This window comes from Oleiphilus sp. HI0086 (assembly GCF_001635225.1).
The window spans coordinates 1-22,989 of sequence record NZ_LWFZ01000985.1 but is presented as its reverse complement, the minus strand read 5'-3'; the positions used below and the strand labels follow the sequence as shown (position 1 = coordinate 22,989).

Annotated in this window: 24 protein-coding genes; 8 read left to right on the top strand and 16 right to left on the bottom strand. The window is 44.4% G+C overall.

Annotated elements, in window-relative coordinates; translation table 11 throughout:
- Nucleotides 1–717 precede the first annotated feature (717 nt).
- A complete protein-coding gene (locus A3756_RS17825; RefSeq protein WP_068514509.1) occupies nt 718–1,476 on the bottom strand; it encodes a LytTR family DNA-binding domain-containing protein in 759 nt (252 codons plus the stop codon).
- Nucleotides 1,477–1,479: 3 nt separating this feature from the next.
- Nucleotides 1,480–2,562 carry a sensor histidine kinase gene (locus tag A3756_RS17820; protein WP_082865346.1) on the bottom strand — a complete coding sequence of 361 codons (1,083 nt, stop codon included), beginning with the start codon at nt 2,560–2,562 and terminating at the stop codon, nt 1,480–1,482.
- A 114-nt stretch (nt 2,563–2,676) separates the two neighbouring features.
- On the opposite strand from A3756_RS17820, the gene argH reads away from it, so the two are divergent.
- The gene (gene argH, locus A3756_RS17815) at nt 2,677–4,110 is read left to right on the top strand and encodes an argininosuccinate lyase (protein WP_068554139.1); all 1,434 of its coding nucleotides are present in this window, start codon (nt 2,677–2,679) and stop codon (nt 4,108–4,110) included.
- Here the strand turns inward: argH and A3756_RS17810 are convergent.
- Entirely contained in the window at nt 4,107–4,487 is a 381-nt protein-coding gene (locus A3756_RS17810) for a YbaN family protein (RefSeq protein ID WP_068554137.1), read from the bottom strand. The two genes, argH and A3756_RS17810, sit on opposite strands and share 4 nt — an antisense overlap.
- Before the next feature lie 160 nt (nt 4,488–4,647).
- On the opposite strand from A3756_RS17810, the gene A3756_RS17805 reads away from it, so the two are divergent.
- Nucleotides 4,648–5,142, top strand: a complete 495-nt coding sequence (locus tag A3756_RS17805; RefSeq protein WP_068554134.1) for a peptidylprolyl isomerase — start codon at nt 4,648–4,650, stop codon at nt 5,140–5,142.
- An 85-nt stretch (nt 5,143–5,227) separates the two neighbouring features.
- The gene (locus tag A3756_RS29005; protein WP_068514517.1) at nt 5,228–5,923 is read left to right on the top strand and encodes an FKBP-type peptidyl-prolyl cis-trans isomerase; all 696 of its coding nucleotides are present in this window, start codon (nt 5,228–5,230) and stop codon (nt 5,921–5,923) included.
- 74 nt (nt 5,924–5,997) lie between these two features.
- Here A3756_RS29005 and A3756_RS17795 read toward each other — a convergent pair whose 3' ends face one another.
- Both A3756_RS17795 and A3756_RS17790 read right to left on the bottom strand, forming a co-directional pair.
- Nucleotides 5,998–6,738 carry a hypothetical protein gene (locus tag A3756_RS17795; RefSeq protein ID WP_068554132.1) on the bottom strand — a complete coding sequence of 247 codons (741 nt, stop codon included), beginning with the start codon at nt 6,736–6,738 and terminating at the stop codon, nt 5,998–6,000.
- 69 nt (nt 6,739–6,807) lie between these two features.
- On the bottom strand, nt 6,808–7,104 hold the full coding sequence (locus tag A3756_RS17790) for a PilZ domain-containing protein (protein ID WP_068514521.1): 297 nt from the start codon (nt 7,102–7,104) through the stop codon (nt 6,808–6,810).
- A 220-nt stretch (nt 7,105–7,324) separates the two neighbouring features.
- Between A3756_RS17790 and A3756_RS17785 the strand changes: the two genes are divergently transcribed.
- Together A3756_RS17785 and A3756_RS17780 are read left to right on the top strand one after the other, a co-directional pair.
- On the top strand, nt 7,325–8,767 hold the full coding sequence (locus A3756_RS17785) for an aspartate kinase (protein ID WP_068554130.1): 1,443 nt from the start codon (nt 7,325–7,327) through the stop codon (nt 8,765–8,767).
- A 41-nt stretch (nt 8,768–8,808) separates the two neighbouring features.
- Nucleotides 8,809–9,861, top strand: a complete 1,053-nt coding sequence (locus A3756_RS17780; RefSeq protein WP_068514528.1) for an AI-2E family transporter — start codon at nt 8,809–8,811, stop codon at nt 9,859–9,861.
- Between the two features lie 14 nt (nt 9,862–9,875).
- Here A3756_RS17780 and A3756_RS17775 read toward each other — a convergent pair whose 3' ends face one another.
- From A3756_RS17775 to A3756_RS17760, 4 genes are all read right to left on the bottom strand, one after another.
- Nucleotides 9,876–10,430, bottom strand: coding sequence for a hypothetical protein (locus tag A3756_RS17775; protein WP_068514531.1), 555 nt, complete (start codon nt 10,428–10,430; stop codon nt 9,876–9,878).
- A gap of 211 nt (nt 10,431–10,641) precedes the next feature.
- On the bottom strand, nt 10,642–10,887 hold the full coding sequence (locus A3756_RS17770) for a YfhL family 4Fe-4S dicluster ferredoxin (protein WP_068514535.1): 246 nt from the start codon (nt 10,885–10,887) through the stop codon (nt 10,642–10,644).
- A 59-nt stretch (nt 10,888–10,946) separates the two neighbouring features.
- Nucleotides 10,947–11,417, bottom strand: a complete 471-nt coding sequence (coaD, locus tag A3756_RS17765; protein WP_068514537.1) for a pantetheine-phosphate adenylyltransferase — start codon at nt 11,415–11,417, stop codon at nt 10,947–10,949.
- 208 nt (nt 11,418–11,625) lie between these two features.
- Nucleotides 11,626–13,089 carry a coniferyl aldehyde dehydrogenase gene (locus tag A3756_RS17760; RefSeq protein ID WP_368664593.1) on the bottom strand — a complete coding sequence of 488 codons (1,464 nt, stop codon included), beginning with the start codon at nt 13,087–13,089 and terminating at the stop codon, nt 11,626–11,628.
- 265 nt (nt 13,090–13,354) lie between these two features.
- Here A3756_RS17760 and A3756_RS17755 point away from each other — a divergent pair, with 265 nt between their 5' ends.
- A complete protein-coding gene (locus A3756_RS17755; protein WP_068514544.1) occupies nt 13,355–14,017 on the top strand; it encodes a TetR/AcrR family transcriptional regulator in 663 nt (220 codons plus the stop codon).
- On the opposite strand, the gene yihA is transcribed toward A3756_RS17755, so the two are convergent.
- A complete protein-coding gene (gene yihA, locus A3756_RS17750) occupies nt 14,014–14,679 on the bottom strand; it encodes a ribosome biogenesis GTP-binding protein YihA/YsxC (RefSeq protein WP_068508187.1) in 666 nt (221 codons plus the stop codon). The two genes, A3756_RS17755 and yihA, sit on opposite strands and share 4 nt — an antisense overlap.
- A gap of 262 nt (nt 14,680–14,941) precedes the next feature.
- Between yihA and A3756_RS17745 the strand changes: the two genes are divergently transcribed.
- Nucleotides 14,942–15,571: a cytochrome c gene (locus A3756_RS17745; RefSeq protein WP_368664592.1), complete on the top strand. Its 630-nt coding sequence runs from the start codon at nt 14,942–14,944 to the stop codon at nt 15,569–15,571.
- Between the two features lie 55 nt (nt 15,572–15,626).
- On the opposite strand, the gene A3756_RS17740 is transcribed toward A3756_RS17745, so the two are convergent.
- The 3 genes from A3756_RS17740 to A3756_RS17730 form a co-directional block, all read right to left on the bottom strand.
- Nucleotides 15,627–16,577: a WD40 repeat domain-containing protein gene (locus tag A3756_RS17740; RefSeq protein WP_082865345.1), complete on the bottom strand. Its 951-nt coding sequence runs from the start codon at nt 16,575–16,577 to the stop codon at nt 15,627–15,629.
- A gap of 162 nt (nt 16,578–16,739) precedes the next feature.
- Nucleotides 16,740–17,210 carry an Rsd/AlgQ family anti-sigma factor gene (locus A3756_RS17735; protein ID WP_068554126.1) on the bottom strand — a complete coding sequence of 157 codons (471 nt, stop codon included), beginning with the start codon at nt 17,208–17,210 and terminating at the stop codon, nt 16,740–16,742.
- 244 nt (nt 17,211–17,454) lie between these two features.
- On the bottom strand, nt 17,455–17,952 hold the full coding sequence (locus A3756_RS17730) for a disulfide bond formation protein B (RefSeq protein ID WP_068511884.1): 498 nt from the start codon (nt 17,950–17,952) through the stop codon (nt 17,455–17,457).
- A gap of 255 nt (nt 17,953–18,207) precedes the next feature.
- On the opposite strand from A3756_RS17730, the gene A3756_RS17725 reads away from it, so the two are divergent.
- The gene (locus A3756_RS17725; protein ID WP_068514550.1) at nt 18,208–18,633 is read left to right on the top strand and encodes a flagellar basal body-associated FliL family protein; all 426 of its coding nucleotides are present in this window, start codon (nt 18,208–18,210) and stop codon (nt 18,631–18,633) included.
- Between the two features lie 52 nt (nt 18,634–18,685).
- Here the strand turns inward: A3756_RS17725 and A3756_RS17720 are convergent, their stop codons facing one another.
- From A3756_RS17720 to A3756_RS17710, 3 genes are all read right to left on the bottom strand, one after another.
- Nucleotides 18,686–18,895 (bottom strand): ribosome modulation factor, encoded by a 210-nt coding sequence (locus A3756_RS17720; RefSeq protein ID WP_068514633.1) that lies wholly within the window; start codon nt 18,893–18,895, stop codon nt 18,686–18,688.
- Nucleotides 18,896–19,419: 524 nt separating this feature from the next.
- The gene (gshA, locus tag A3756_RS17715) at nt 19,420–21,018 is read right to left on the bottom strand and encodes a glutamate--cysteine ligase (RefSeq protein ID WP_068514553.1); all 1,599 of its coding nucleotides are present in this window, start codon (nt 21,016–21,018) and stop codon (nt 19,420–19,422) included.
- 57 nt (nt 21,019–21,075) lie between these two features.
- The coding region (locus tag A3756_RS17710) for a Tex family protein (protein ID WP_068554124.1) at nt 21,076–22,989 on the bottom strand (1,914 nt) is incomplete at its 5' end.

Below are 22,989 nucleotides of genomic sequence, written 5' to 3'. Positions count from 1 at the left end.
ATTTGTATTGGTGGTGAAACCAAATAAAGAATAGTGAGCTAGATACAGCCTGTTATGGCGACTTAGTATAACGGAACTGGAAATAAAGTCGAAAAGATACAAATCAAGTGAAGATCACTTTTATTTCTTGGGCGCTTACTTGAGTCAAACTTGGCTATATGAAGGTTAGAAGTTAAGTGTTAATTTAACTTCCAGTCGATCTTGTTTAAGATTTAGTCGATACTTTGTTCTATCTGAAAGGTCATTAAAATTGCGAATGACGGAATCTGTGCAATTCTTTCCCCCGCTTAAGAGAGAATCGATATCAAATTTAAGCACGTGCTTAGAGAAGGATTTGATCGCTGTACTATAGGAAAATTTAGTGTCAGATGAGCTCTCGATGAGGATAGTATCATCATCACCGCTATTGCTGCGTGAGTTTTCAAAAGCTAGAGTATTAAATGACAGACACAGACATAACAAGCCTATTACGAACAAAGCGCGCTTGGTCATTGTTGATGTGTGTGTGTTGTTCAAATCGTCCACTCCATTTGATGAAGACTACCTATTCAATGATAAGAGATCTCCCTGTAGCGGTGTGTAACATTTGGTTGGATCGAGAGGGTATTTCGAAAAACTTCATTTATTGAGGTAAAGAGAGAGGATAAAGTGTGAACAGGTTCTCTAAGTTGTTGAGTGGAAGCTCATTTTTATTCTAGAAGGTGCTTAGTTGCAGTCTTAGGCTTGAAAGGATTGTTCACTTATTCTTTGCTTGAGTTCGCTTACGTGTCGACGACTGACGAGAATGCGAAAGTCGGTATTGCGTATATGTATGTAGTAGTGGCCATCGGAGCTCTTGTGCATTGCTGAGATGTGTTTGGCATTGACCAGTGTATTGCGATGGGCACGCAGGAGCTTGTCTGGGTGAGCTTGTTCCAACTCCTTTAATGTTTGGTCACTTAGGGTTTCACCGTTTGCATGGACAACGGTAAGGTACTTCTGTTCGGATCTAAAAAAGTAAATCGAGTCGAAAGGAAGTAACTCCTGGCCTTGCCAACTGTGTGCGACAAAATGAGCTTCTTCGTTACTATCCTGCTCCTTGATAGATTTTAGCTGCAGTTGATTAACATGCTTTGCTTGAGCCAGAGCACTTTCCAGCTCTTCGCCTCGAACGGGTTTTAACAAGTAACCCATGGCCTGCTTTTTAAAGGCGTCGATGGCATACTCGTCATAGGCGGTGCAAAAGATCATGGCAGGAGGGTGCGGCTTTTTTGCCAGAGCGCTGGCCACTTCCAGGCCATCAATACCTGGCATTCTGATATCCAGAAGCGCAATATCAGGCTTAAGCTCCTCAATCCGTACCAAGGCTTGTTCACCATTTTCAGCTTCACCGCAAACCTGATAGTTACAATTTCGTTCAATTAAACGCTTTAGGCGCTCTCTTGCCAAGCTCTCATCATCGACGATAAATACACTAATAGGGCTGTTTGCTGTCATATCTTAGTTAACCGGAATACGTAAAGTAACGGTAAAAATATTGTTTAGTTGGCTAGTCTTTAATATAGCGCCTGAGCCGAAAATTGCCTGGAGCCTGCTGCTAATATTGTCTAATGCGATTTGGTTTCCGTGTCGTGCCTGTTTTTCTGGGTCAAAAGGGTTTGAGATCAAAATGTATAAATGATCTCTTTTGAGTTCGGTTTCAATGCTAATAGTGCCGCCTTCAGTTAGCGGTTGAATACCATGATAAATCGCATTTTCTACTAATGGTTGTAGGGTTAAAGGGGGGATCAATACCTTTTTCTTGGCGTTGTTGAGCTTCCATTCAATCTTTAGCCTGTTTCCTAATCTAAGGGCTTCAATATTCAAGTATCGTCGGCATAGCTCAATTTCTTCACGAACCGGAATCAGAGAAGTTTGGTTGTTTAATGTAGCCCTGAAAATGGTTGATAGATCTATGACTGCATCTTCGGCTTTTTGTGGATCGATTGCGATCAGGCTGGCGATGCTGTTCATGCTATTAAACAGAAAGTGAGGACGAATTCTAGCCTGCAGTGCTTGGATGCGCGCTCGAAGTTCTGCTTGGCGCTGTTCTCGCCATTGGTGTTGCAGGAAGAAATAACGCAGTAAGATGCTCGCGAGCATCGAGCTGATGAGTAAACTCTTTGATAGAAATAGTTCCGGTTTTGTAATGACGCCCGGCAGCAGGAAGTTGATGCCTAGCCAACTGAAAAACAGCGTGATGATGGCATTGCTAGATAAGAAGTAAATGCTGATAAATTTCGGGCTTTTGCCAAATAGAAATTTTCGGGTTGTACAGATTACCGCTGCAAAGCTGAGCGTGAGTGAGTGGCAGTAAATAGATAGCAGGCCTAGTTTATCCCAACTGATTAACTCGTTTGAACTCAAGACCAGACATAAAACCAGCGCTAGAAACTGGGTTAGGATCAGCAGAAACAGAACGGCATTGATTCGACAAAGGTCAGGAATGACAAAATTGGAGTTCTGCTCACTCCCTGAAGCTTGCTTAGAATCATCAGCATGGCTGTTTTTGTTTGGCTGTGATTGCTTGGCGTTTCTATGCATGATAAATGACTGGTTTCTTTACAAGGGATGACTAAGGCGTATTATTCGCTTTTGTGCTACAATGCGCGCCGCAATTTTGACTCCACAAATTTCAGTGTAGATGGGTAATCAAACATGAGCAATGCAAACGACAATAACGGCCAGCTAAATACGCAGAGTGATTCAAGTAAAGAAAAGCCATGGGGAGGACGCTTTACCGAGCCTACCGATGCTTTTGTTGAACAATTTACTGCGTCAGTAGAGTTTGATCAGCGTTTGTATTTCCACGATATCCAGGGCTCTATTGCGCATGCGACGATGCTGGCAAAAGTTGGCGTGCTGACTGAAGAAGAGAAAACGCAAATCATTCAGGGCTTGAAAGAGGTTCAGGCAGAAATCGAGAGTGGCAAATTCCAGTGGTCTGTCAAACTGGAAGATGTACATATGAACGTCGAGGCAGCCTTAACAGAAAAAATTGGTATCACGGGCAAGAAACTCCATACAGGGCGATCTCGAAATGACCAGGTTGCGACAGATATTCGTTTGTATCTACGAGATGAAATCGATGTGATTGCCAGTGAAATTACTCGTCTTCAGGATGGCATGGCAAGGCTTGCTAAGCGTGAGGCTGCAACAATAATGCCGGGCTTTACTCATTTGCAAACAGCTCAGCCAGTCACTTTTGGTCATCATATTCTTGCTTGGAACGAGATGCTTCAACGTGACTATGAGCGTTTGATGGACTGTCGTAAGCGCGTGAATATTATGCCGCTAGGTGCAGCAGCTTTGGCGGGAACGACTTATCCTATTGATCGTAGCATTACGGCCGAGTTATTAGGCTTTGACCGACCTAGTGAGAACTCTCTTGATTCAGTCAGTGATCGTGACTTTGCTATAGAGTTTTGTTCATTTGCCAGCTTGGTTATGATTCACTTATCGCGAGCTTCTGAAGAGTTGATTTTGTGGGCATCGGCTCAGTTTGATTTTATCGACTTGCCGGACCGCTTCTGTACTGGTTCGTCTATCATGCCGCAGAAGAAGAATCCAGATGTGCCAGAGTTGGTACGAGGCAAGTCGGGCCGGGTAACGGGTCATATGATTTCTCTATTGATGTTAATGAAGTCTCAGCCTTTGGCATACAACAAAGATAACCAGGAAGATAAAGAGCCATTATTTGATGTCTTGGATACCTTAAAAGGTTGTTTGAAGGCCTATGCTGATATGATTCCGGCGATTGAGGTGAAGGCTGAAAATATGAGAGAAGCAGCACGTAGGGGCTTTTCAACCGCGACTGACTTGGCTGATTATTTAGTCGTTAATGGTGTGGCTTTCCGTGATGCGCATGAAATTGTTGGTAAAGCCGTGGCATATGGTGTTGCTGAGGAAAAAGACCTTTCAGACATGACACTAGAAGAGTTGCAGGTGTTTAGCGATCAGATTCAAGAAGATGTATTTGACGTTCTGACGCTTGAAGGCTCTGTTAATGCACGAAATCACCTGGGCGGGACGGCACCTGCACAGGTTTCTGCTGCGGCTGACAGAGTTCTTGAAAAACTAGCTGCACGTTAACTTGTCGTGCCTGACTTGATTGGCAGGCGACAGATATAGGTTGTGACGCCGGCACCTATGCAGCTAAGCATAATGACGGCCCATAACTTGCCAATGATGAGTGCGGATAAAAGCATGCTTCCCCACATACATATTAGTATCCGGGTTCGAATGTTTTTGTCCAGGCCTTCGCCGCTTTTCCAAACTGAAATGATGGGGCCTAGCTTCGGGTGTTCGTGTAACCAGCGGTGAAAACGTTCCGATGAGTGAGTGAATAACCAGGCAGCTAATAGTAAGAAAGGTGTTGTCGGTAATATCGGCAAGAAAATACCAATCACGCCAAGGATGACGCAGAGCCACCCCAAGGAGGCAATAAGTATTTTGACGCTGCCTTTCATTACTACTTTCCTGACAAATACATTTACGGTTCTTCCATTGTAGACCTTTAAATAGCTTTCTATAAATATAGAGGCTATTTTTTGTAAAAAATTAGCGCATAGACACTATTCTACCAACGCGGGATAATGTGTCTTTTACTATTGATAAACGAGACTTCAGATGCAAATTAGCAAAGATAAAGTGGTAACCTTTCATTATAGACTATCGAATGAGCAAGGCAGTGAGCTGGAGGCCTCTCATGGAGAAGACCCGGTTGCTTATTTGCATGGCCATGGAAATATTATTTCTGGTTTGGAAAAAGGCCTGGAAGGTCAGTCGGCAGAAGATGTTTTGACTGTGACGGTTGAACCTCAAGACGGCTATGGCCTGCGTAAAGAAGAAGCTGTTCAGCGCGTACCAATTAAGCACCTAGTGGGCGATAAAAAGCAAAATTCCAAGTTGAAGCCTGGTATGGTGGTTTCGATTAATACCGAAGAAGGTCCAAGGCAGGTTGTGGTATTAAAGGCAGGAAAGTTTAATGTCGATGTGGACACGAATCACCCTTTGGCCGGGCAGGTTTTGAGTTTCGATATTGAAATTCAGAGCGTCAGGGAAGCAACAGAAGATGAGTTGGCTCACGGGCATGCTCATGGTGTTGGTGGTCACCACCATTAACAAGTGCTAATGTTGCAAGCATAGAGATTTCACCAAAAAACAAGTAACGTGAGCGTTTTTAGAATGGCTTCTTCAGGAAATGAACATGAAAAAAACGCTTCTAGGCCTAGCTCTAATAGGTGCTTCTACTCTCAGCTATGCTGCTGAACCTCTAAAGTCTCTTGATACTCAAGATCAAAAAGTTAGCTATAGCTTTGGCTTGGTTCTAGGTAAGCGCATGACTAACGATATGCCTGATTTGCAAATCGACGTATTCGTCCAAGGTTTGAAAGATGCTTATAGTGGCAACCCTCAACTTATTACCGATGAGCAGGTCGCGCAGACTCTATCTGACTTTCAGCGAGACCTACAGCAAAAGCAGCTAGAAGAAGTTCAAAAAGCGGGTGAAGAAAACAAAAAAGCGGGGAAAGAATTCCTAGCTGAAAACAAGAACAAAGAAGGTATTGTTACCCTAGAGAGCGGCCTTCAGTATAAGGTTTTGACCGAAGGTAAAGGTCTGCAGCCTGGGCCGACAGATGTTGTGAAAGTTCACTATACCGGCTCTTTGATCAACGGTACGGTTTTTGATAGCTCGATTGATCGTGGTCAGCCAGTAAGTTTTCCGGTTAATGGTGTGATTGCTGGATGGACAGAAGCCCTTCAGTTGATGCCTACTGGTTCAAAGTGGCAGCTGTTTATTCCTTCGGACTTGGCATATGGTCCAAACGGTAACCGTTCTATCGGGCCGAATGAAACGTTGCTATTCGATGTCGAGTTGTTGGATATCGAAGCGAAAAAATAAAGTAGCTTAATCGTCAGTACTATCGAAAGAATACACAATGTATTCTTTCGAATCTCTTCTTCTTACTCTTATTATTAAAACACTACATTCAAACGAACTAGTCCGGGTATGCCCAAGATATCGCTATTGCTGAATATCATTGGGATAATATCGATATTGACTCGTTCACTATAAGACCAGCGGGTACCGACTAAGGCCGTTGTATCGCTATCGTCTTGCGTTGACATAACAACTTCAGCGCCAATCGAGAATAAGCCACTTTCTGTATCAATTAGACCAGCATAAGCGCCCAAACCTAATTCTAGGAATGTATCACTATTGTCTGCAATATCGCTGTAAATAAGAGATGGTGTGAGTGTGAATGTTGCTGCATCGGCCGAAATCGTGGCTGCGACCCCTAGCTTTAAATTAGTTTGATCGTTATTGCTGTTGTCAAAATCAATGACAGATAAGCCTGTTACCAAAGACCAAGCAAACTGATCTGTCGTTTGCTGATCACCTGATCTAATAGGCGGGAGCCCCCATTTTAGGCTAACGTCGTTCCCTGTAGAGGCGGTGTTAAGGCCTAGTCCACTATTCAAAATAAGCTCAGCCTGGGAAAGCCCGAGTCGAATACTGCCGCCATTTTGTAAACCGTTCGCACCACTGTGCAGGTCAATGGATATATGGTCGCCAGTGTTTACTTTACCCTGTTCAAGAAAGAACCCGCGTGAAGGAGGCGTATAAGCTTTTTTAAACGGCTCTTCAGCGGCGACAAAGGTGCTGGCAGAGGCACTGCAGGCAATAAGAGAATAGCTAAGAAGGTGGTTTTTCATGATTAGACGTTCCTTGATTTCACAGATATTAATTCAATTTGGCTAAGTTTAAATAGGGGGCAACTGATACTAGGAGATAAACTTCAGACCAATACCCGCAGGTTCCATTCGGACAATTTTCATTTTCAGTACAGGCGCTGTTTCTCCCATGCCCTGGACCTGGCCCTGGACAACGGTGCCGACCGGTGGCATAGGAATATTCTCTGTTAGAAGAAATACACCGCCATCGGAGATATCACGGGTAGTGACAATTTGATCGCCAATACTGGGGTGAGACACTTTAAGTTTACACTTCATTGGTGTCCGGTGCTCAGAGCGTTTGTCGGGCTGTGCGGATGTTGAGGTGTTTTCGTTTTCAATGGTCATTTTATTAGCAGGCCACTTAGCTTAAATAATTGCTCTGCATTATATCGATAATAAAAACGAATATCGCCAATCTAGCTTTAAGTTTTGGAAAGATTACATGGCTTGCAGTCTTTCAGTGAGGGCTAAAAATGAGGCAGATAGACAAATTTCGTTAATGGCGTAAAATAGCGCGTTTTTTACAGGCTAGTTCTCTAAAGCGTGTTGGTGATAGAAGGGTGTTATGAAATCGCATAGTGTTGAAAAGATCGGTGGAACGTCAATGAGTGATTATGTCGCTATTCGCGATAATATAATCAGCAAACCCTCAAGAGAGGATACGATCTATCAGCGTGTATTTGTGGTTTCAGCGTATGGCGGCATGACAGACGCTTTGTTAGAGCACAAAAAGACTAGCCAGCCAGGAATCTATGCGTTATTTGCCAACGGCTTGAAAGACAAGAGTTGGCACCAGGCGCTGCAGCAAGTGAAAGCTGATATGCAGGCCATAAACGCAGGCTTATTTGGTGAAGGTGAGCTTTTGCAGCAGGCGAATAGTTTTATTGGCGAGCGTCTGGATGATGCAGAGCAGTGTCTTGTTGATCTTCAAAGACTTTGTCAACACGGGCATTTTGAGCTTTCCGCACATTTGGCGACTGTTCGGGAAATGTTGGCGAGTATCGGTGAGGCTCATAGCGCTTGGAACACTGCAAAGCTTCTTGAACGTGACGGTTTCAATGCTTGTTTTGTTGATTTAACTGGCTGGCGCGCGGCACAGCATACCTCTTTGGATGAGCGGATCGTTGAAGCGTTTCAAGGCTTGGATTTGGCAAGTCAGATACCTATCGCGACGGGTTATGCGCATAGCGAGGAAGGCTTGATGTCTACTTTTGACCGTGGCTATAGTGAAATGACCTTTAGCCGCATCGCTGTATTGACCGAAGCGCGTGAAACCATCATCCATAAAGAATTTCACTTGAGCACGGCTGATCCTCGTTTGGTTGGTGAAGAAAATGCTATTCCTATCGGACGGACAAACTATGATGTTGCCGATCAGTTAGCTAACCTGGGCATGGAAGCTATTCACCCTAAAGCGGCCAAGGGTTTACGTAGTAACCGTATTCCTTTAAGAGTTAAGAATACTTTTGAGCCTGACCATCCTGGTACACTTATCACCGGAGACTATGTCAGTGACGAGCCTTGTGTCGAAATTATTGCAGGTTGCAAGGGCATCTATGCACTGGAAGTGTTCGATCAGGGGATGACGGGTAGTGTCGATACTTATGACCAGAAAATTCTTGAGCTGATCAGGCGCTTCAAAGGCCATGTTGTTTCTAAAGATATTAATGCGAACACCATTACTCATTATCTTGCTACAAACCTGAAAACAGTAAAGCGTATATACGGTGCTCTGGAAAAATGTTTTCCTGAGGCCGAGATTGACCAGTGCAAAGTTGCGATTGTTTCGGCGATTGGCAGTAATATGCAAGTGCCTGGTATGTTGGCGGTGACGGTCAAGGCGCTGGCAGAGCAGGAAATTAGTGTTTTAGCAATGCATCAATCTATGCGACAAGTTGACATGCAGTTTGTTGTCAACGAAGACGACTATGACTTGGCGGTGAAGAGCCTGCATAGTAGCTTGGTCGAAATTCACAATCACGGTATCGCGATTTGCCCTGCTAATTAACAATTAGATCTCGTGGGAACATCCTGCTAAAGGAGTTGGCAATGCATCAGATCTCTGGGTTTTCATCGGCAGCACGTACGCTGTTTGTTTTGGCGGCATTTGTTATTGTGGTTGCAGGTATACGCGCTGCTGAGTCATTGATGGTGACGTTTCTACTCTCCGGTTTTTTTGCCATCATTTGTGCGCCTCCCTTTCTCTTTATGCAACGGAAAGGCTTGCCTGCCTGGCTGTCCTTGATACTGGTGGTTATTTTTATCAGCCTGGTGCAGTTGGTGATTATCTCTATTATTACCACTTCACTCACTGCGTTCTCAAATGACCTACCCCAGTACCAGATACGCCTGCAAGCATTGATGGGCGAACTAATCAGTGGCTTAAATTCCTGGGGCTTGGATATTCCAAAGGAAAAGTTAATGCAATTGTTTGACCCGTCAACGATTTTTAAGTTGGCGGTAAGCACTCTGGGGAACCTGGGTGGCGTTTTATCGAACTCCTTTCTGATTGTGTTAACAGTGATTTTTATGCTTTTTGAAGGTGTTTCATTGCCGGCAAAACTTCATAAGGCTTTCGGCGAAGACAGTACCTTGATGGAGCATATTGAATTATTTTTAGAGAATGTTAATCGTTATATGAGTATCAAGGTTGTAGTGAGCCTGGGAACGGGTGGGTTAATCTATATCTGGTTGCTTATTCTGGGGGTTGAATATCCCTTGTTGTGGGCTTTAATTGCTTATCTTCTAAATTTTGTACCGAATATTGGTTCCATTATCGCAGCAGTACCCGTGATGTTGTTGGCCTTAATTCAATTAGGGCCTTTGCATATGTTGTTGGTTGCAGCGGGTTATTTATTTGTTAATACCTTGATGGGCAATGTTATTGAGCCGCGCTATATGGGGCGGGGCTTAGGGCTTTCTACTTTGATTGTTTTCTTGTCTTTGGTATTTTGGGGTTGGGTGCTTGGGCCAGTGGGGATGTTACTGTCTGTCCCACTGACCATGCTGTTAAAAATTGCCTTTGAAAGCAGTGACGAGACCCGCTGGATCGCAATCATTATGGGGCCAGATGTTGCTCAAGAAAAAGATGAGAAGCGGTAGTTCTAAATGAGCAGCTACCAAAGATCCTCTTCATCTTGAGAGTCGCTTTGAATTAGAATCCTTTTGAGGTCTTTTTCTCTGTCTTTGCTATGAGCTTCGGCTAAATCAACTTTTTCGCCGTAAACTTCGAGCCAGGTACGTGAGCCAGGTAGCATGTGAGCCAGGTCATACATGCCGGTACGTAAGGCTTCTAGAAATTCTTGATTACCTTTTTCTTGTTCCATCACCACGTTAAGCAATTTAAGGTTGCTTGTATTGCCCAGTTGATCCTGGATAACGGGTAATATTTTCTTAAGGCTCTTTATTTGTTGAGTTTGAGCTTCGTTTTGGCTGGTCAATTCCGAGATTTGTAGCTGTAGCTCTTCAACGACTTCAAGGTTGACGGACTCTTCTTCTTCATCTCCGAAGACGGTGATCGTTATTACTGTAATCGAAACAGAAATAATCACGATTAGTAAGAGTGCGACAACCAGTAGTACTATTTTGTTCGTCCCGACACTCTCTTCCAGAGCAGTAATTCGTTGCTTTTCAGTGAGTGGCTCGTGCTCCACTTCATCTTTCTTGGCCATGGTCTATCCTACGTCGCGAATTTGATGATGAGCTCGGGAGGTGTGCATGTAGTCATGCTAAATCGAACAGAAGTTATGCGAACCCCGGTGAGCCCAGATAGTTTTAGTGTAGACCAAAACTATCTGAAGTACCTACCAAAGGAATGTGATTAATTGTGATATTAATACGAATATTACTAATTAACTTAGATAGTTAGCGCTATAAGTTCTATTAGCCTGTTAACTTTTCGTACTTATCCATTAATTCTGCTTCACTTTCCTTGTGATCAGGGTCTTTGGGAATGCAGTCTACAGGGCATACTTCGACACATTGTGGTTCGTCGTAATGGCCGACACACTCGGTGCACTTGCTCGGGTCAATAATATATATATCTTCACCGGGTGCGATGGCTTCATTGGGACACTCAGGCTCGCACACGTCGCAATTTATACAGTCATCTGTGATCATTAATGCCATGAAAAATACCTCTGCTATGATCTGATAAAAGTGGGGTTAAAGGTCAAAATACTATCCTGCTATCGCTCTTCTAAGGCCTTAATGACGGCTGGCGCTACAAACTCTGAAACATCACCGCCCAAAGAGGCAATTTCCCTAATTAAAGTGGAAGAGATATAAGAGAGGTGGTTGTCAGGAGTAAGAAACAAGCTTTCTGCTTCAGGAATCAAGCGCCGATTCATATCCGCTAGTTGAAATTCGAATTCAAAGTCTGAAACAGCACGTAAACCGCGTAGAATAACGTTGACCTTGTGCTCTTTTACAAACTCGGCCAATAAGCAGTCAAAGCCAATGACTTCTACATTATCGAGATGAGCCAAAACGTCCTTTGCCAGTTCAACCCGTTTTTCAAGTGGAAACATAGGGTTCTTTTTTGGGCTGGCTGCGACAGCAATAATAATGCGATCAAAAAGCTTTGCAGCACGCTCTACAAGATTGGTATGGCCGTTAGTAATTGGGTCAAAAGTGCCAGGATAAACGACAGTATTCATAGGGGGTCTTACTCCTGAAGCTGCGGAATACGATTGCAGTGCCTAAGTCAATTTTACAGTATTGGAAGTATAGACAACCAAGAACTAAAGAAGGGGCGGAATAGTAACCAAATTTCGGGTGGGTTGCTAGTCAGCTTGTTGTAAACAAGAAGTCTGCGCTGGCAAGATAGACAGCGCATTTGAAGGGTTATCTCTATAAGGAGCTAGCTTATCGTAAGAAAATAGAGAATAAGGCCTTATGAATCAAGGTACCAAAAGGAGGGTAGGCAAACTTGGTACTGTTGAAATGATTCTTGCAGAATACTGATTTTGCATGAGAGAAGGTCAGGAAGCCTTGCTCGCCGTGGTAGGAGCCCATACCTGATTCACCAACGCCGCCAAAATGTAAGTCTTCTTGAGCAAAGTGAGAGACTGTGTCGTTAATGCAGACGCCGCCAGCTCGAACTTGTTCTAGTACATATTGCTGTTCGTCTTTGTCCATTCCAAAATAGTAAAGCGCCAAGGGCTGAGGGCGATCATTAATGAAGTCCAGAGCTTGGTCTAGCGACTTAGTGGGTAGGATTGGCAGGATTGGGCCAAAGAGTTCTTCTTGCATCACTAGCATATCATCAGTGGCATTTAGCACCAGGTGGATAGGCATCTTACGTGTACCGGTTTGCATATCTTCGTCAGCCGGGTTGCACTCAATAATCGTTGCGCCTTTGCTTTTTGCATCGTCCAGGTAAGATTGCAGGCGTGCGAGCTGTCGTTCATCGACTACGCTGGTGAAGTCAGTGTTGTGCTTCAGCGTTGGGTACATCTTGGCAAAGAAGTGTTGGAATCGATCAACGAAATGCTCCAGGCGGTGCTCTGGACAAAGAATGTAGTCAGGTGCAATGCAGGTTTGGCCAGCATTAAAAGCCTTACCAAAAACAACTGACTGTGTTGCATCGTCCATATTGACATCGTCAGAGATGATTGTTGGAGATTTGCCGCCAAGCTCAAGCGTGACGGGTGTTAAGTTAGCCGCCGCTGCTTTCATTACATGGCGGCCAACAGCCGTTGAACCGGTAAACAGTAAATGGTTCCATGGGATGCTAGAGAACTCAGTCGCGACTTCTGCATCACCCTGAACAATCGCAACCAGATCTTGAGGAAAGGTGTCGGAGATTAGTTGCTCGATTAGTGCAGAGGTCTGCGGTGTAAACTCTGACATCTTGATCATGGATCTGTTACCTGCAGCCAAAGCAGCGACAAGAGGGCCCATTGATAAAGACACGGTATAGTTCCAAGGCGAAATAATGCCAATAATCCCCAGCGGTTGATATTGCACAAAACCTGTCGCAGGTTGAAATAAAGGAGAGATCTTTTTCTTATCTTTGCTCATCCACGATTTCAGGTTTTTGATGTTGTAGTCGATGCCGTGAATGGTTGTCATTAGCTCAGCAAGTTTTGTTTCATCAGCAGAGCGGTTAGAAAAGTCGCTGGAAATTGTCTCGATAATCTCGTCTTGATTATCAAGAAGCATGCTTCTAAGTTTTTTAAGGTTTGCGACTCTTTCCTGATAAGAAGGCATTGGGTTTTTACGGAAAGCAGCTTTTTGCTCGGAAAAAATCTGATTCATGCGTTGGATTTGTTTTTTGCTTTCACTTATTTGAATGACTTCAGCAACCATGGGGATGAGCTCCGACAATATGTCTATCTGTTTGTGTTAGGCGAAAAATAGAAGAAAAACGAAAATAATCTACTTTTTACAATATACTTTATATTTTTAGAGTATATACTCTAAAAAGTCAACACTTAGAGATCAAAAATATGACTGCGAGTCATTTTTTAATTTTGGTGACCAGGATTGCATCCTGTTAAAAGCTATATATAGTGGCGCTGATCAGGTACAAGTACGCCTGACTTGAAGAGCTGCATAAGAAAATGTACATGATTGGGAAGTTAGTGAGTACATGAAAACCAAAGAAAAAATTGTATTGGCTGCGCTGGAGTTGTTTAACGAGCGTGGAGAGCGGAACGTATCGACTAACCATATTGCTGCTCACCTTGGAATGTCTCCCGGCAACCTGTATTACCACTTTAGAAATAAAAGCGACATTATTTACGAGATTTTTAAGAACTACGAGCTACTTGTAGATTCATATCTGAATGTGCCGAGCGGCAGAGCGATACATATAAATGATCTGATTACCTATTTGGATGCGGTCTTTAACGGTTTATGGGCTTATCGTTTCTTGCATAGAGATCTAGAGCATTTGCTGGACAGCGATGAGCGCCTGCGTGAAGATTATCGACGATTTACTTTACGTTGTTTGAGTGGTATCCAAAGCATTATTTATGCGATGGAGAAGAGTGAAATCTATCAGCCAATGGAAGATCAGCAGCGAAAGTCGAAAGCCTTAAATACCTGGTTGATTGTGACGAATTGGATGACTTACCTAAAAACTATCCAAAGTGCTGAGGACGAAGCGCAGGCGCTGAACCAGAAGAGTATTCAGCACGGTGTGTATCAAATACTCGACTATGTCATACCTTATTTGTATGAAGACAAACGGGCCTTAGCGCTGGAATTGCAGGAAAACTATCGCTTTGAAGGGATCGCGCCAAAAGTCTAATCTTCTTGGCTGTCTTCAGGGGAAGGGCTATTATCTAGCAAGCGCTGATTGATAATCTTGTCCAGAGCAAAGCGGCTTTCTTTTATGCCAGACTTTTTCAGGCTCGAAAACAAAATGACATCTTCCAGAGATTGGTGTGCTTCTAACTGCTTCTTAACCTGAAACATGACTTGCTTTGCAGGGCCAAACTTGAGTTTGTCGCTTTTAGTTAGAAGGATTAATGTCGGTAGCTGACATTCACTGGACCAGTCGAGTAGCATTTGGTCGAACTCGGTAAGAGGTTTGCGGATGTCCATGATAAGCACTAAGCCCGCAAGGCTTTCTCGGTTGCGTAGATAGTCATCGAGGTGCTTTCCCCATTCAGCTTTCAGGTCCAGGGATACCTTTGCAAAGCCATAGCCGGGCAGGTCGACTAGCCGAACCCCGGGCGTGCTAAGGGAAAAAAAGTTAATCAGTTGGGTTCTGCCGGGAGTCTTACTGGTTCGGGCAAGCTTCTTATTGTTAGTGATTGAGTTGATGGCTGAAGATTTTCCTGCATTGGAGCGACCGGCAAAGGCAACTTCAACGCCTTGGTCTGGCGGGCAGTTCTTGAGTTTTGATCCGCTTTGGCTGAAACGGGCGCTGTTGTAGGAGATATTCTTCGGCGTATTTGGGTGGTTCATGACTAACTCAATCAGAAAAAAGCACAGAATAAAAACCACTATTTAATGTAAGGGTTTTATCAGGAAGGGCTTAGTGTATAATAGCCTGAAATTTTTTGCCCATAATTTTCTGAGTGAGGGTGATCGGCTTGTTGTTTTAGTTTGATCAGCCATACTGTTAAGGTTTTGAAGATTAGAGAATTCATTAGCTTGTTTTGTCCTTCAGAGCTGCTTGGTTATGTGGGTAAAAATGACAATATTAGATTTATGTTTAGAGATGAAAGTGAGCGCAATTAAAATGAAAATGATTTTAAAAAGTGTAGTGATCGTTGCAGGTTTGGTAGGGTCTTTGGGGGCTTCAGCCGCTGGTGACGTTGAGGCAGGAAAGGCCGCTTCAGCTACGTGTGCTGGTTGTCACGGTGCCGATGGAAATAGTGTTGTTGCTAACTTTCCTAAACTGGCAGGCCAAGGTGAGAAGTACTTGGTTAAACAAATGAATGACATCAAAGAAGGTAAGCGTCCTGTAATCGAAATGACAGGCTTGCTTGATGCGCGTTCTGCACAGGATATCGAAAACATTGCCGCTTACTTTGCGTCACAAACAACTACGCCTGGCCAAGCAAAGAAAGACTTGGTAGAAAAAGGTGAGATCATGTACCGCCAGGGTAATGCAGCAACTAAGGTTGCGGCGTGTGCAGCGTGTCACGGCCCAGCAGGTGAAGGTGTGTCATTGGCTGCATTTCCAGCGCTTGCCGGTCAGCATGCTGATTACATCGCATCTCAGCTTAAGAAGTTCCGTAGTGGTGAGCGTAGCAACGATGGTGATTCGCGTATGATGCGTTCAGTAACGGCTCGTTTGAATGACAAAGAAATTGAAGCAGTTGCCAGCTATATTTCTGGTTTATATAAATAAGCTTCGTCTCTGCCGAGGAGCAATATGCTTCTCGGCTTTCTAGTTCCCTACCTTCCTATTTGAATACTTCTAACATTCCATCTGAGGTCAAGGCAATAACATTGGACTTCTGATCGATGACATCGATAATCGCTTTACTGCTGGCGCCGCCATAAGCTTGGCGAGGTTCTGCTTGCCAGGTCTTCACTTCAGTTCCTTTTTTAATATTAAATTTACTGATGACGCCTTGGAAAGTGCCAAGCGTTAGGTATTTCTCATCATCAGAAAAATCAGCGCTGGTGTAATTAATATATCGATTCTTAAACTTGAATTTACTTTTCCCGGTTTTGGTATCCCAAACCAGAGCATCTTCGCGTTGTGAGGTGGTAAAGGCGAGCTTACCAGAATCAGATATTGCAGCAGTCTTGATCTGATTGTTCAGGCTCAAGGCGTATTGCTCTTTGCCTGTTTTCAGGTTCCAAATCTTTGCAATGTTATCATCACCGGCACTAATACCTACTGCACCGTCTTCACTGAGGTCGGTAGCCCGTATTGGTGCGTTATGCTTAAAGCTGTGTATGGCCATACCTCGATCAAGGTCAAAGTAATTGACCGTACCATCTCTCAGGCCTAGCAATGCTCGTCGCCCATCTTGGTTTAAGCTAATCGCTTCGATTCGATCGGCTGCTTGCCAGAACTGTAGGGACTTACCATTCGTAGCGTCCCATAGCACTAAGTCTTTTTCTTGGCAGGTTACGGCTCTCTTACCGTCACCGGAAACCGCTGAGGCCCGGATGGATGAGTATTCGCCGCTTTTATGATTCCAGTCATAGAGGCGCTCTTTCTTTTTGGTGTTCCAAAAGCTCCCGCCATGATGAACCGATCCGATGACCGCAAGGTATCCGTTAGGGCTGAGTTCGCCGCTTAGTAAGCCTTGAGTCGCAAGCTGTTTACTGCTAGTGGGGCCTTCCGCGCATGCGGCAAGTGCCAGACTGAGTAAAAGGGTAGAAGTTTGTTTTTTAAACACCGATAGACCTGATAGATTTGATTCGATTTTAAAAGGACGTCATTACATCTTTAGTATAGTCAGAGACGAGGAAAAAGAGAGAATAAATATGATCTGGAGGGGAAGCGCATAATATAGCCAGAATTAAGAAGTTCTGGCTATCGCTCAGGAGTTCATTTAGAACTAAGCGGTTGTGTCTGCGTGCACCGCGTGAAGTGCTTCAATCAGCGTGTCTTCAAGCTCAAAGCGCTCTTCAAGGGTTTTTCCTAAGGAGTCGAGCTCTTTAATAAGGCCTTCGATGCCATCGTCGACTTTATGTATATCGTCGAAGCGATCGTTAAACGCTAGAGATTGTTCGGTGGACATTTCAATGCGAGGAAGGATTTTCTTTGCAAGCTCAAGTCCACCGTCATCATACTCTGCTGCCTCGGCAACGAGTTGCTCGTAGACTTCGAAGTGTCCGACCGAAACATAGTCGACCAATATCTGGCAAAACGATTGGAACTTCTCTGCTTTATTTTCTTGAGAGCTGCCTGGGTTTACAGATAGATCGCACAGGCTGACAATAAGCGCTTGCCTTTCCTTAAGCCATTTATCGATTAAGTCGTTTACTCCACCCCATCGCTCTGCAGCATTCTTGCAATTCTCGAGCATTCATTAACCCCTTTCTACTACATTATCGTTTCGAGACTTGTTGTACCTTGTCGGTACTTAGCTAGCTCGTTTCGTTTAAGTAATTGTTGTTTGTAGCTTGCTTGGCTACCTGTTTATTATCATTTTACTTTTGCAGATGAAAAACAAAATGTTTTGCGTATTGTTCGGTAAGCTTTGTGCTTACTTCTGTAACAAATAGCGTGTAGTCATGAAACTAACTAATTTGTTTAATGCTCGCAACAGTTTATTTGTTATCTTTCTTAAATAATATACTCAAGCCGATTATTGCAAAGCAAATAAACGCCAATAAGCTCCAGCCTGGGATTGATAGACTCATGAAGGTCCACTGAACTTTTGCGCAATCGCCTGTGCCTCGTAGGGCCATCTCGATTACTTCCAATAAGGGAAACACTTCGAGCATATAATCGATGCCGGGGCCGCATGCGGGGACCTGGTCTTCGGGTAAGCTTTGTAGCCACAATTGTCGAATAGCAACAGCGGCACCACCCACAGATAAGAGTGCTGCGAGGAATGCGTAGATGGACGAAGCGATCTTTCCTGCATTATGGATTGCACCGATCAGCGCAACGAGCCCAATGCCGCTAAAGAATACTCGTTGCATCATACACATTGGGCATGGGTCCATGCTGCTAAAAGGCTCAATGTAGGTGGCAGTGACTAATAGTGCCGCACAAGCGATAAAAATAAATAGAAAGCGTTGCTGTGAAGAAGGGAATGTCATGATCTTTGTTGCTCGTAAACTTGTAGTCGCTTTGCTTACCTTATAAAAGAGGTAAAGAGCGCGGTCAAAAATGTATTCTTCACTAGTGAGCCGCCTGAGTAAACAAATTTGTTTTTCTCTTAAGAGCTTGTAATGTCATATTAGGATAACAATGATAATTGCTTTGGTCTTGCGTTAAGAATGTCGGTGAAGGTGTTGCAGGCTGACTTTTCCAGCCTATAATTACTTCTTTAAGCAATTGATGACAGAGTGCAAATGAGTATAAAAGTTCCAGCGTTTTTTTTATTAATGCTATCGATGTGTGTAGCGATGCCTTTAGCAGCAGAAGATGAGGGTGAAGAGGGGGCGCCTGTATCGATTCAATATCATGACTTAACGCCACCGTTTGTCGCTAATTTTGGTAGTGACAATGGAAAGAAGCTAAAGTTTCTCAAGGCAGGTGTCTCAGTCAGAACATCGAGCGGCGCTGCGGTAAACGAAGTTATGAATCATGATGCTTTGGTTCGCCATCAGATCGTGATGCTTTTAAGTCGTCAGACTGAAGAAACACTCGGTACTTCAGCAGGTCAGGAGAAGGTTCGACTTGAAGCGTTAGAACTTGTGCAGCAGATTCTGGAAGAAGAAACGGGTGATGGGCAGATAGATGATCTCTTGTTTACCAGCTTTGTTGTTCAGAGATAAGGCTTAGCGACTTCTAAAGCGAAAATAAGAAAGGGGCCGTAGGGTAGAGAGCTTAGGCGATTTTGCCAACCCTTTCGTTCGGCTTATCCAGTTCGCATTTTTCGACGCCGTCTTCCCAGCCTGCTTCCCATGCAGCTTGCACTACTTCGCCAGAATAAGGGCACTGCTGAATATCTGCTCCCATCACTCCCGCCATATATCCCTGACGATAAGCTTTGTTTAGTGAGTCAATATCCCAGCATAAAGAAAAGTCTTGGGCCATTTGGCCACTCCTTTCATTAAGCTGCCTTGCACTTTTACAAGCATCATTGAGATAGCCATATTCAATACGCCACATGAGATGTAGAGCAGAATATAGCTTCCCGTTCGGCTAACAAAGTGGTTTGGCAACGCCATCCACATTAAGAATCCTTACTTATTCACAAAGCCTGAACATAAACTTAATGCTCAGAACGCTCTCCTACAAGCGTGAAATGCCTTATTTATATAATTTTATTTGGCGTGTAAGTCATCATTTTAAGATGAAACAATTAATGTGAGTGAACGCTTTTGATATCAAGACTGAGTTAGCGAGATACAAAAAGAACACCAACAGAAATACTCCGTTTCAAGCGTTAACAAAATTAACACAGGAGCGTACCTGCAACAATGACAGGATGGTCAAAAATGAGGGGAATTTCAGTTTTGTTTTACGACATGGAAAACGCTGCACAAAATTTATACTAAAACGTATCGGTGAACAGATGTGCAGCAAGTTTTGTGAAAGAGTCGTGAGAAAATCTAGAGTTATTGCGCCTGATAGTCCATTAGGTATCTATCGAAAGAAATACGATCACTACGCTTTATTTCTTCTGCTTGCTTAAACGACTCCTGCGCTTGTTTTTCAAACTGGCTGAATTGGTTTTGTGCTGGCTCAGCACTGAGTACCAATTGATGCTTCTTTGAAAGTTCTCCAGCGATCTCTAGCCAGGATAGAGACTCTTTCTTCATGACTGACAACACTTGAGCGGAGGGTGTTAGATCTGGTGTATCGAGTTTAGCTAGCTGTTCCTTTAGTGCCGACTTATAACGTTGGTCGCTCGTTGCCTGGTCTAGTACTTCGGCAAGACCTTGCATGCCTTTTAGAAGCTCAAGCCCCCAGCTACTTAGCGTTCGCTTTTGTGATTGGTCGGTGAGTTCAAGTCCTGGTCTTCTACCTTCATTGACGACCAGGTCAAAGTTACTATCGAGATATTCACATTCCTTATCGCCAATTACCGGAGAGTCCTGGAGTAAGCAAAAGCTCAGGAATATATCCATAAAGTCGACCTGTCTGTCAGAAATTCCCAATGGTAAAAATGGGTTCAAATCCAGGCAGCGTACCTCGATATATTCGACTCCGCGTTCGTTGAGTGCATGCCGTGGCGTTTCGCCTGACAGTGCACTGCGCTTTGGTCGGATTGAGCTGTAATATTCGTTCTCGATTTGCAGAATATTCGTATTGATCTGAAGGTAAGCGTCACCTTTCTTTAGCCCAAGCTCTTGGTATGGCGGGTAAGAAGTGTTAATGGCATCGCCAAGTGTATGGGTGAAGTTTTCCAGGCTGTTAAAGCAGATATTTAGCGATGATTGGGCGTTGTTGTGATAGCCGAGGTCTCCCATTCTGAGCGAGGTAGCATAAGGCTTATACAGCGTGCCCTTATCATCAAATGATTCGAGGCAGTGATTTTGGCCAGCGACAAAACTCTGGTCTAGGCAAGGCGACGCACCGAATAAATACATGAGTAGCCAAGAGTAGCGACGAAAGTTTCGAATCAGAGCGAAATATTGCTCCGACTTAAAGTCTTGTAGTGACTGCTCTTTATTGCCATGCGCTTCTTTTAGATTAAGCCAAAGGGAGTCATTGATCGAGAAGTTGAAGTGCAGGCCCGCAATGCTTTGCATGGTTCGGCCGTATCGATGGCCTAGACCTTCCCGGTAGACGTACTTCAAGCGTCCAATGTTGGAGTCGCCATATTCAGCAATACGAATGCTGTGCTCGCCATCAAGCTTGCAGGGCATGCTGCCAGACCAGAGAACTTCATTGCCAATATTGCTAGCAACAAACTTATGCGTATCTTGCAATGTTTTTAGCAGGCCTTCTCTAGAGTCTTCAACCGGTGTAATTAGCTCTAATAAAGCTTCCGAGTAATCAGTGGTAATGGAAGGGTGAGTCAGCGGATGGCCCAAGGCTTCAGGGTGATTTCTCTGCGAGATCGAAAATTCGCTATCTGCCCGAAGACCTTCTTTTTCTATGCCGCGTGAAATCGGTAAGCCCTGCTCTTTAATATGCTGTGCCAGGATCGTTAAGTCGCTCGGAGACAGGCCCGCATGAGCATTATTGTTGGTGTTTGAGGGCGCTGTCATGTGTTAATCCTATTGTGGGTGCGAGTTGTTTCGAAATAAGACCGCAGTATTATCATTTTACTTCAATTTAAGCTTACTAAAAGCATTGGCCATGGCGCCGGACATTGGTGCCTCGGTTTGCTTGGGTTTTCTATTCTGCTTGGCGTTGCTGTGCTTATTTTGATGTTCTGGGCTGCTTTGAGCTTTATCGTTCATTTGTGCTTCGTCGCCCATTCTCATACTCAGTGATATTCGTTTTCGTCTTGGATCAGCTTCCATGACTTTCACCTTTACGATATCACCTGTTTTGACAACGTCGCGAGGGTCTTTAACAAATTTGTCCGCCAGTGCCGAGATATGGACGAGACCATCTTGGTGCACACCAATATCAACGAAGGCTCCAAAGTGTGTCACGTTCGTTACCGCTCCCTCGAGCACCATGTTCGGCTTCAGGTCAGAGATTGTCTCGACGCCTTCTTTGTATTCTGCAAACTTAAACTCAGGGCGCGGGTCGCGACCGGGTTTGGCGAGTTCGCTGAAAATATCTTGAACAGTGATCAGGCCGCAGCTTTCACTAACAAAGTCGTTAGCTGATAGCTTCTTTAAAGTTCCGGCATTGCCTATAAGTTGTCCAATATCTTGCTGACTCTTCTGAGCAATGTCCTTCACTGTGGGATAAGATTCCGGATGGACTGCGGATGCATCTAGTGGGTTTTCACCATCAAGAATACGTAAGAATCCAGCGCATTGCTCGAATGCTTTTGGTCCAAGGCGTGGGACTTCTTTGAGTATTTTTCGAGAGTTGAAGCGTCCGTTACTATCACGGAATGCCACAATATTGCTGGCAATACTGGCATTCAGACCAGATACCTTTGCCAGCAATGGTGCAGAAGCCGTATTGACGTCGACACCGACAGCGTTAACACAGTCTTCGATGGTTGCCCCCAGGCTGCGGTTGAGCTGTACTTGGCTAACATCATGCTGGTATTGACCAACGCCAATGGCTTTAGGTTCAATTTTTACGAGCTCTGCCAGAGGATCTTGAAGACGGCGCGCGATCGATACAGCGCCTCGAATGGTGACGTCCAGATCCGGGAACTCATTTGCAGCTAATTCTGATGCAGAATAAACCGAGGCGCCGGCCTCGCTGACCATAATTCGGGTTAAAGCCAAGGCGGGGTAGCGTTTCATTACGTCGGCAGCCAGCTTATCAGTTTCACGAGAGGCAGTACCATTGCCAATGCTGAGCAGCTCAACGTGGTGTTTTTTACAGAGGGCGGCGATTATCTCGATAGATTCGTCCCACTGGTTTCTGGGGGCGTGAGGGTAGATTGTTGCGTGATCCAGTAATTTGCCTGTTTGGTCGATCACCGCCACTTTAACGCCAGTTCGCAGGCCTGGATCAAGGCCTAATGTTGCTTTCGCACCGGCTGGCGCTGCTAATAACAGATCTTTTAGGTTCTCTGCAAAAACATCGATGGCAACTTTTTCAGCTTGTTCTCTTAGCTTGCCAAGTAGTTCAGTCTCGATATGGTTGTTAAGTTTAACGCGCCATGTCCAGCGAACCACTTCTTTTAGCCACTTATCGGCTGCTCGGCCTTGGTCCTCAATATTGTAATAAGCGGCGACTTTGGCTTCACAGGGATGAATCGTTAAACGGTCACTTGCGTCATAACCCTGAGGCTGCAGGCTAATATTGAGCACGCCTTCGTTGCGGCCTCTAAATAGTGCCAATGCACGATGTGATGGGATTTTTGCTATCGCTTCACTGAAGTCAAAATAGTCCTGGAACTTATCACCCTTGGCTTTTTCAGATTCGACAACGGCACTAAAAATCTCGCCCTGATCCCAGAGGTAAGTTTTGAGTATGCCGAGTAGCTTGGCTTCTTCGCTGAGGCGTTCCATCAAAATGTACTTTGCGCCATCTAGTGCGGCTTGTGAGTCATCAATGCCCTTATCAGTGCTAATGAATTTACTCGCTTCAGACTCTGG